The sequence below is a fragment of the Planomonospora algeriensis genome (assembly GCF_977012225.1).
Window position 1 is genome coordinate 1 of the sequence record NZ_CDRNDK010000322.1, and the last position, 7,566, is coordinate 7,566.

A 7,566-nucleotide genomic window follows, 5' to 3' on the forward strand; every position below is an offset into this window, starting at 1 on the left:
CGGACGAGCGCCGGCTACGCGCCCTGGCGCAGGCCCTGGCCGAGATCCTGGCCGGACGGCGGCCACCGGCGAGCGTCGCCCGCCACCTGACCCGCCGGGCCCACGCGGAGCTGATCCGCACGGGGAAGATCATCGATGGCACGCGGCCCCCGCTGGCGGGCACGCCGCACGTCTCCCAGCCCCGGGACGGGGTGGTGGAGATGTGCGTGCTCGTACGCTGCGGCGAGCGCGCCCGCGGGCTGGCCCTCAGGCTGGAGCGCCGCGGCGTGCAGTGGCTGTGCACCGACTTCGAGACGACTCCCTGACCCCCGCACCCGGGCGCCCGACCCGGAAAGTCCTGGAAGCCGTACCGGGAGACCCCCGATGAGCCCCCGGAAGGACCTACCGGCCCGGGGAAAGCCCGGAAGGCCGCGCCGCGGACGGCGCGGCCTTCCGGGCCCGAGCATGTGGAGGGTCGGCCTCGGGCGGCGACGTGGACCGGTTCGCGCCCCGCACAGAGCAGACGGAGAGGGCGGTGCTCAACCGGTCTCGTGGTGCCGGAGAGCGGCCGGACGCGCGCGCACCCGGGCCTTGTCACCGTGCGGGCCGAAGATGTGCAGGATCTCGACCGGGCGGTCGCCGCTCGGGCCGAACCAGTGCGGCTCGGCCGTGTCGAACTCGGCCACCTCACCCGGACGGAGCGTGAGCTCCCGCTCCCCCAGCACGAGCGACAACTCCCCCGCGAGGACGAAAAGCCACTCATAACCGGCGTGGGTGACGAGCTTGCGGGGCTTGGGGGCGATCACCTGCTTGAAGACCTGGAGGCGGCCCGGATACTGCGTCAGCGGCACCAGGACGCTCCCGTTGCGGTGCCGCCGCGGGGTCAGGTGGACCCGCGGGTCGCCGGTCGCGGGGGCGGCGATGAGCCGGTCGAGCGCGACGCGGTGCGCCCGCGCGATCGGGATGAGGAGCTCCAGGGTCGGACGTCTCCTGCCGGACTCGACCCGCGACAGGCCGCTGACCGAGATGCCGGTCGCCGCCGACAGCGCCTCGAGGGTCATGCCGCGGTCACGGCGCAGCGCGCGCAGGCGCGGGCCGATGGCGGCGAGCGTCTGCTCCAGTTCGGCGTCCATGCCCGCCAGTCTGACCCGGCCGGTCGATTCCTTGCAATTTCCGCAAAATTCCTACCCGATCCGTTCCCGGCGGACCGACATTGTCGTCCGGGCCCATGAGGTCCCGATGCCGCGAGCGCCCGCGAGGCGCCTGGGAGGAGTGATCATGAAAACGGAAACCGGCGCACCCAGGCGCTGGACGGTGCTGGCGGTCTGCTGCCTGAGCCTGTTCCTGGTCGGACTGGACACGACGGCCGTGAACGTCGGCCTGCCGTCGATAGGCGACGGCCTGCAAGTGGGGACCGCGGGCTGGAATGGGCGGTCGACGCGTACACGCTGGTGCTGGCCAGCCTGCTGATCTCCTCCGGTGCGCTGGCCGACCGCATCGGACGGCGGCGCGTGTTCCGGCTGGGGCTGGCCGTGTTCGGTGCCGCGTCCGCGGCGTGCGCGCTCGCACCGGCCATCGGTGCGCTGGTCGCGGCCCGCGCGGTGCAGGGGGTCGGCGGGTCGATGCTCAGCCCGGTGGCGCTGGCGATCGTCGTCAACGTGATGACCGAGCCGAAGGAGCGGGCTCGCGCGATCGGCGTGTGGGCGGCCGTCTTCGGCGCCAGCATGGCCGCCGGACCCATCGTGGGCGGCGCGCTGGTCTCGGAGTTCGGCTGGCGGTCGGTCTTCTGGATCAACGTGCCGATCGTCGCCGTGGCCCTGGCGCTGACGACGGTCTTCGTGCCGGAGTCCCGCGCGGAGCGGCCGCGCGGGTTCGACGGCCCCGGGCAGCTGCTGCTGATCGTCATGGTCGGGGGATCGGTCGCCGTGCTGATCGAGGGGCCGCACATCGGGTGGGACTCGCCCGCGGCGATCGCCGGCTGCGTCACCACCGCCGTCGCCGCCGCCGCCTTCATCCGGATCGGGTCGCGACGCGCCGAGCCGCTCGTGGATCCCCGGCTGTTCCGCCGGCCGCCGTTCGCCTCCGCCGTCGTCGGCGCGGTCGCCGTCTTCGTCGCTCTCAGCGCGACCCTGCTGCTCACCACCCTCTACCTCCAGGACGCGAGAGGCATGACCCCGTTGGCCGCCGGAACCGTCACGCTCCCGATGGCCATCGCGGCGACCGTGTGCGCGCCACTCTCCGGGATGATCGTCGGACGTTTCGGCGCGCGCCCGCCGCTGCTGCTCGCGGGGGGCTTCATCACGGCCGGCGGTCTCTGCCTCGTCGGCACCGGCGACCATGCCGACGCCCTGTCGCTCTCCCTCTCCTGCCTCCTCGTCGGAGTCGGGTTCGGGTTCGCCAACGCACCGATCACCGACACCGCGGTCAGCGGTCTGCCCCCCGCCCGCGCCGGCGTCGCCGGCGGTATCACCTCCACCGCCCGCCAGCTCGGCTCGGCCCTCGGCATCGCCGTCGCCGGCGGCGTCATCGCCGACGCCCCGCCCGCTCTCCTCGCTCAGGCCTCACGTCCCGGCTGGCTTCTCGTCGCAGGCTGCGGGCTGATCGTACTCGTCGTGGCCCTGGCGGCCCCGGCCGCCGGCGTACGCCGGAGACCGCAGACGGACGCCCGACCGGACGGAGACACGGAGACGGCGCGCGCGTTCCCGGGCGGAGACACGGAGACGGCGCACGCGTTCCCGGGCGGAGACACGGAGACGGCGAAGATACGCGCGGGCGCCGAACCCGGGAGACGCTGATGGAGAACACGGGCGGCGGCGGACCGAAGTCCGCCGCCGCCGTCGGCCGTTCTCCTACCGCCCGGACGCCGGGCTCACCGGATGTCCCGTGGCTCCGGGATCAGGCTCCGGCGTTCTTGGGGTCGCCGTGGCAGCGCTTGTACTTCTTGCCGGAGCCGCAGGGGCAGGGGGCGTTGCGCTCGACGTCGCCGTAGGCGTCCCGCTCCTCCTTCGTGCTGACCCTCGTGTGCTCCACCTCGCCGGTCTCTCCCGGCGCGGTGTACTGCAGCTCGCTGGGCCGCTGCGGACCGCGCAGGCCCCGGGCGATGATGGAGCGGGCCTCCGCCACCGCCTCGTCCTCGTCGGCCGCCGCCTCTTCGACGATCGGGCTGGTCTGCACCTCGACCTCGAGGTTGAACAGGTAGCCGACCGACTCCTCCTTGATGCCCTCGAGCATCTGGGAGAACATCTCGAAGCCCTCGCGCTGGTACTCGATCAGCGGGTCGCGCTGAGCCATCGCGCGTAGGCCGATGCCCTCCTGGAGGTAGTCCATCTCGTAGAGGTGCTCGCGCCACTTGCGGTCCAGGACCGACAGGATGACCCGGCGCTCCAGCTCGCGCATGGCCTCCGGCCCGAGCTCCTCCTCACGGCGGTCGTAGGCGGCCAGAGCGTCGGCCTTGACCTTCTCGGCGAGGAACGCGGCGGACAGCTCCTCGCGGCTGCCCGCCTCCTCGACGAGGCCGTCGACGGTGAGGGTGATCGGGTAGAGCTGGCCCAGGGCCTTCCACAGCTTGTCGAGGTCCCACTCCTCGGCGAAGCCCTCGGCCGTGGCGCCGGCGATGTAGTCGTCGATGACGTCGCCCACGAAGCCGCGGATCTGCTCGTGCAGGTCAGCGCCCTCCAGCACGCGGCGGCGCTCGGCGTAGATCACCTTGCGCTGCCGGTTCATGACCTCGTCGTACTTCAGAACGTTCTTGCGGATCTCGAAGTTCTGCTGCTCGACCTGGTGCTGGGCGGAGGCGATGGCCTTGGAGACGATGCCCGACTCGATGGGGACGTCGTCCGGGATGTTCAGCCGCGTCATGATCATCTCGACCCGGGCCGAGTTGAACAGGCGCATCAGGTCGTCCTCGAGCGAGAGGTAGAACCGCGACTCGCCCGGGTCGCCCTGACGGCCGGAACGGCCGCGGAGCTGGTTGTCGATGCGGCGCGACTCGTGCCGCTCGGTGCCCAGGACGTACAGGCCGCCGAGCTCGGTGACCTCCTCGTGCTCGGCCTTGACGGCGTCCTTGGCCCTCTCCAGCGCCTCGGCCCAGGCCTTGTCGTACTCCTCCGGGGTCTCGACCGGGTCCAGGCCGCGGCTGCGCAGCTCCGCGTCGGCACGGAACTCGGTGCTGCCGCCCAGCTTGATGTCGGTTCCGCGACCGGCCATGTTGGTGGCGACGGTGACGGCGTGCTTGCGGCCCGCCTCGGCGATGATCGAGGCCTCACGCGCGTGGTTCTTGGCGTTGAGCACCTCGTGCTTGACGCCCCTGCGCTTGAGCTCCCTGGACAGCCGCTCGGACTTCTCCACGCTCGTGGTGCCGACCAGGACCGGCTGGCCCTTCTCGTAGCGCTCGGCGATGTCCTCGACGCAGGCCAGGAACTTGGCGTCCTCGGTCTTGTAGACCACGTCCGGCTGGTCCTTGCGGATCATCGGGCGGTTGGTCGGGATCGGGACGACGCCGAGCTTGTAGGTCTGGTGGAACTCGTTGGCCTCGGTGGCCGCGGTCCCGGTCATGCCGGCGAGCGTGGTGTAGAGGCGGAAGTAGTTCTGCAGCGTGATCGTGGCGAGAGTCTGGTTCTCGTCCTTGATCTTGACGCCTTCCTTCGCCTCGATGGCCTGGTGCATGCCCTCGTTGTAGCGGCGGCCGTGCAGGACTCGACCGGTGAACTCGTCGACGATCAGGACCTCGCCGTCGACGACGATGTAGTCCTTGTCCTTCTTGTAGAGCTCCTTGGCCTTCAGCGCGTTGTTGAGGAAGCCGACCAGGTGGGTGTGCTCGGGCTTGTAGAGGTTGTCGATGCCGAGCCAGTCCTCGACCTTCTCCACGCCCGACTCGAAGATGCCGACCGTGCGCTTCTTCTCGTCGACGGCGTAGTCGCCGGTGTTCTCCTCGCCGTCCTTGCCCTCGGTACCCCTGCGGAGCCGGGGGACGATCTTGGCGAACTCGCCGTACCACTTGCCGGACTGCTCGCCCGGACCGGAGATGATCAGCGGGGTCCGGGCCTCGTCGATGAGGATCGAGTCGACCTCGTCGACGACCGCGAAGTTGTGGCCGCGCTGGACGCACTCCTCCAGCGACCAGGCCATGTTGTCGCGCAGGTAGTCGAAGCCGAACTCGTTGTTCGTGCCGTAGGTGATGTCCGCGTTGTACTGCTTGCGGCGCTCGTCCGGCGGCATGTTGGCCAGGATCACGCCGACCTCGAGGCCGAGGAAGCGGTGGACGCGCCCCATCTCCTCCGCGTCGCGCTTGGCCAGGTAGTCGTTGGTCGTGATGACGTGCACGCCCTTGTCGGACAGCGCGTTGAGGTAGGTCGGGAGCGTACAGGTCAGGGTCTTGCCCTCACCGGTGCGCATCTCGGAGATGTTGCCCATGTGCAGGTTGGCCCCGCCCATGATCTGCACGTCGAAGTGGCGCATGCCCAGCACGCGGCGGGCCGCCTCGCGAACGGTGGCGAAGGCTTCGGGAAGCAGATCGTCGAGGGACTCGCCGTCGGCGTGGCGCTGCTTGTACTCCTCGGTGAGGGCGCGCAGCTCGGCGTCGGTGAGGCTCGTGAAATCATCCTCGATGGAATTGACCTGGTCGGCGATCCGCTTGAGCTTACGCAGAAGCTTGCCTTCGCCTGCGCGAAGAATCTTGTCGAGAAAGGCTGGCACTTTAGGTAAAGCTCCTCGCAGGTCTTCCGCGGCCGGAAAGGCCCGGATGAGGACGAGACATGGTTCTCCGCTGCCATCGTAGGCGGTTCCACCACCAGACACATCCACCATGAATGACGCGCCCCGCGTCCACGGTGTTCCCGGGCGGTTCCCGGGTCCCCTTCGCGGGAGTACGGCCCAGCGTGGAGGGGTAGGCCGACTGCTGTCGCACATCGCACGAAAAAGACGGCGGACGCGCCACCATGCACGAGGAGACGTGGAACATGGCCGAGACCGCACCCGGCTCAGCACCCGAGGCAGGCCACGGGAGCGGCCACGGCCCTGACGACCACGGCGGAGGAGACGAGGGCTCCGGCGGCCACGGAGGCCGCAGTGACCACGACGGCGGGCACGGGGGCTCCGGCGGCCACGGGGGCAGGGCCTCCTCCTGGCTGGCCGTGACGGTGAGCGTGCTGGGCTTCGCCATCGGAGGCGTCGGGCTGACCGCCGGCCCCGACTGGTTCGTCTTCTGGCTGGGCGCGGCGGTGTGCGCGCTGGGCGGTGTCCTGCTGCTGGCCTTCGGCGCCTTCGGCGACGTCGTCGTCGACGCCCCCCGCACCCGGGCGGGGCGGCAGGAGGGCATCCTGGGCTGATCGGAACACCGGCATAATGTTTTCGTCGGTGTGAACCGCTAGCCTCGCCTCATGTTGATGCGCTGTTCCCGCCTGGATCCCCCCGGGGGGCGGCCGTGACGGTCACGCTCCCCGCCGACGAGGCCCGCCGGATCTTCCTGCGCGCCCAGGGCCTCCTGGGCGCCGACGCCCGCCGCGGCGGCGTGTCCGGCGTCCTGCGGCGCCTGGGCGCCGTCCAGCTCGACACGATCTCCGTGCTGGCCCGCTCCCACGAGCTCGTCGCCTACGCGCGCCTCGGCGCGGCCGGCAGGCAGCGGGTCGAGCAGGCCTACTGGGACGTCCCGCCCCGCGCCTTCGAATACTGGTGCCACGCCGCCTGCGTCCTGCCCCTCGACGACTGGCCCCTCTACGCCTTCCGCCGGCGCGCGTTCCGCGAGCGGAAGTACCGCTGGCACGAGGTCCCGCCGGTCGTGGACAAGGTGCGGGAGCAGGTCCGCGAGAGCGGCCCCGTCACGACCACCGACCTCGGCGGCGCCAAGAACGGCGGCCCCTGGTGGGACTGGTCCGACACCAAGATCGCCATCGAGTGGCTGCTGGACACCGGGGAGGTCGTCTGCACCCGGCGTGTCGGCTGGCGCCGCGTCTACGACCTCGCCGAGCGGGCGCTGCCCGCCGCGCTGCTGGCCGAGGACCTCACCGACGCCGAGTGCGTCGCCCGCCTCGCCCGCACGGCCGGCCGCGCCCTCGGCGTCGCCACCCGGGCCGACCTCGTCGACTTCCTGCGCCTGACGGGCCCGCACTCCGCGCTGCTGGACGCGGCGCTGGCGGACGGCTCCGCGGGGCTCGCCGAGGTGCGGGTCGAGGGCTGGACCGGGCGTTCGGCGGTCGCCTGGGCCGACCCGGCGGCGCTGGCGGCTCCCGCCCGGGGGCGGCACCGCACCGCCCTGCTCTCGCCGTTCGACTCGCTGGTCTGGGACCGCGCCCGCACCGCCCGCGTGTTCGGCTTCAACCACCGGCTGGAGGCGTACGTCCCCAAGGACAAGCGCGTCCACGGTTACTTCGCGATGCCCGTGCTGAGCGGGGGGCGGCTGATCGGCCGGGTCGACCCGGCGCGTGAGGGCTCCACCCTGGTCGCTCGCCAGGTCGGCGTCGAACCGGGGATCGACCCGCGCAGGGCGGTCGAGCCGCTGGCCGAGGCCCTGCGCGAGGCCGCGGACTGGGTCGGCTGCGACGCCGTCCGCGTCGAACGCGCCGAACCCGCCCTGCGCCAGGCCCTCGCCGC

Annotated in this window: 7 protein-coding genes; 5 read left to right on the top strand and 2 right to left on the bottom strand. The window is 71.7% G+C overall.

Features of this window, described 5'->3' with window-relative positions; all coding sequences use genetic code 11:
• Nucleotides 1-305 (top strand): Rv3235 family protein (locus tag ACWJ6R_RS26045; protein WP_449064757.1); only part of this gene is annotated, 305 nt, incomplete at its 5' end.
• Between the two features lie 213 nt (nucleotides 306-518).
• On the opposite strand, the gene ACWJ6R_RS26050 is transcribed toward ACWJ6R_RS26045, so the two are convergent.
• The gene (locus ACWJ6R_RS26050; RefSeq protein ID WP_449064758.1) at nucleotides 519-1,112 is read right to left on the bottom strand and encodes a helix-turn-helix domain-containing protein; all 594 of its coding nucleotides are present in this window, start codon (nucleotides 1,110-1,112) and stop codon (nucleotides 519-521) included.
• A 145-nt stretch (nucleotides 1,113-1,257) separates the two neighbouring features.
• On the opposite strand from ACWJ6R_RS26050, the gene ACWJ6R_RS26055 reads away from it, so the two are divergent.
• Nucleotides 1,258-1,449, top strand: a complete 192-nt coding sequence (locus ACWJ6R_RS26055; RefSeq protein WP_449064759.1) for a hypothetical protein — start codon at nucleotides 1,258-1,260, stop codon at nucleotides 1,447-1,449.
• Nucleotides 1,431-2,774: an MFS transporter gene (locus ACWJ6R_RS26060; protein WP_449064760.1), complete on the top strand. Its 1,344-nt coding sequence runs from the start codon at nucleotides 1,431-1,433 to the stop codon at nucleotides 2,772-2,774. The genes ACWJ6R_RS26055 and ACWJ6R_RS26060 overlap by 19 nt, the downstream gene beginning before the upstream one ends.
• Nucleotides 2,775-2,874: 100 nt before the next feature.
• On the opposite strand, the gene secA is transcribed toward ACWJ6R_RS26060, so the two are convergent.
• The gene (gene secA, locus ACWJ6R_RS26065; RefSeq protein ID WP_449064761.1) at nucleotides 2,875-5,673 is read right to left on the bottom strand and encodes a preprotein translocase subunit SecA; all 2,799 of its coding nucleotides are present in this window, start codon (nucleotides 5,671-5,673) and stop codon (nucleotides 2,875-2,877) included.
• A 263-nt stretch (nucleotides 5,674-5,936) separates the two neighbouring features.
• Between secA and ACWJ6R_RS26070 the strand changes: the two genes are divergently transcribed.
• Nucleotides 5,937-6,305, top strand: coding sequence for an HGxxPAAW family protein (locus ACWJ6R_RS26070; RefSeq protein WP_449064762.1), 369 nt, complete (start codon nucleotides 5,937-5,939; stop codon nucleotides 6,303-6,305).
• 95 nt (nucleotides 6,306-6,400) lie between these two features.
• A partial coding sequence (locus ACWJ6R_RS26075) for a winged helix-turn-helix domain-containing protein (protein WP_449064763.1) occupies nucleotides 6,401-7,566 on the top strand: 1,166 nt, incomplete at its 3' end.

Excerpts from the sequence above, each read along its gene's own strand:
- ACWJ6R_RS26050 (WP_449064758.1), bottom strand. The coding sequence starts at position 1,112 with ATGGACGCCGAACTGGAGCAGACGCTCGCCGCCATCGGCCCGCGCCTG.
- ACWJ6R_RS26055 (WP_449064759.1), top strand. The coding sequence starts at position 1,258 with ATGAAAACGGAAACCGGCGCACCCAGGCGCTGGACGGTGCTGGCGGTC.
- ACWJ6R_RS26070 (WP_449064762.1), top strand. The coding sequence starts at position 5,937 with ATGGCCGAGACCGCACCCGGCTCAGCACCCGAGGCAGGCCACGGGAGC.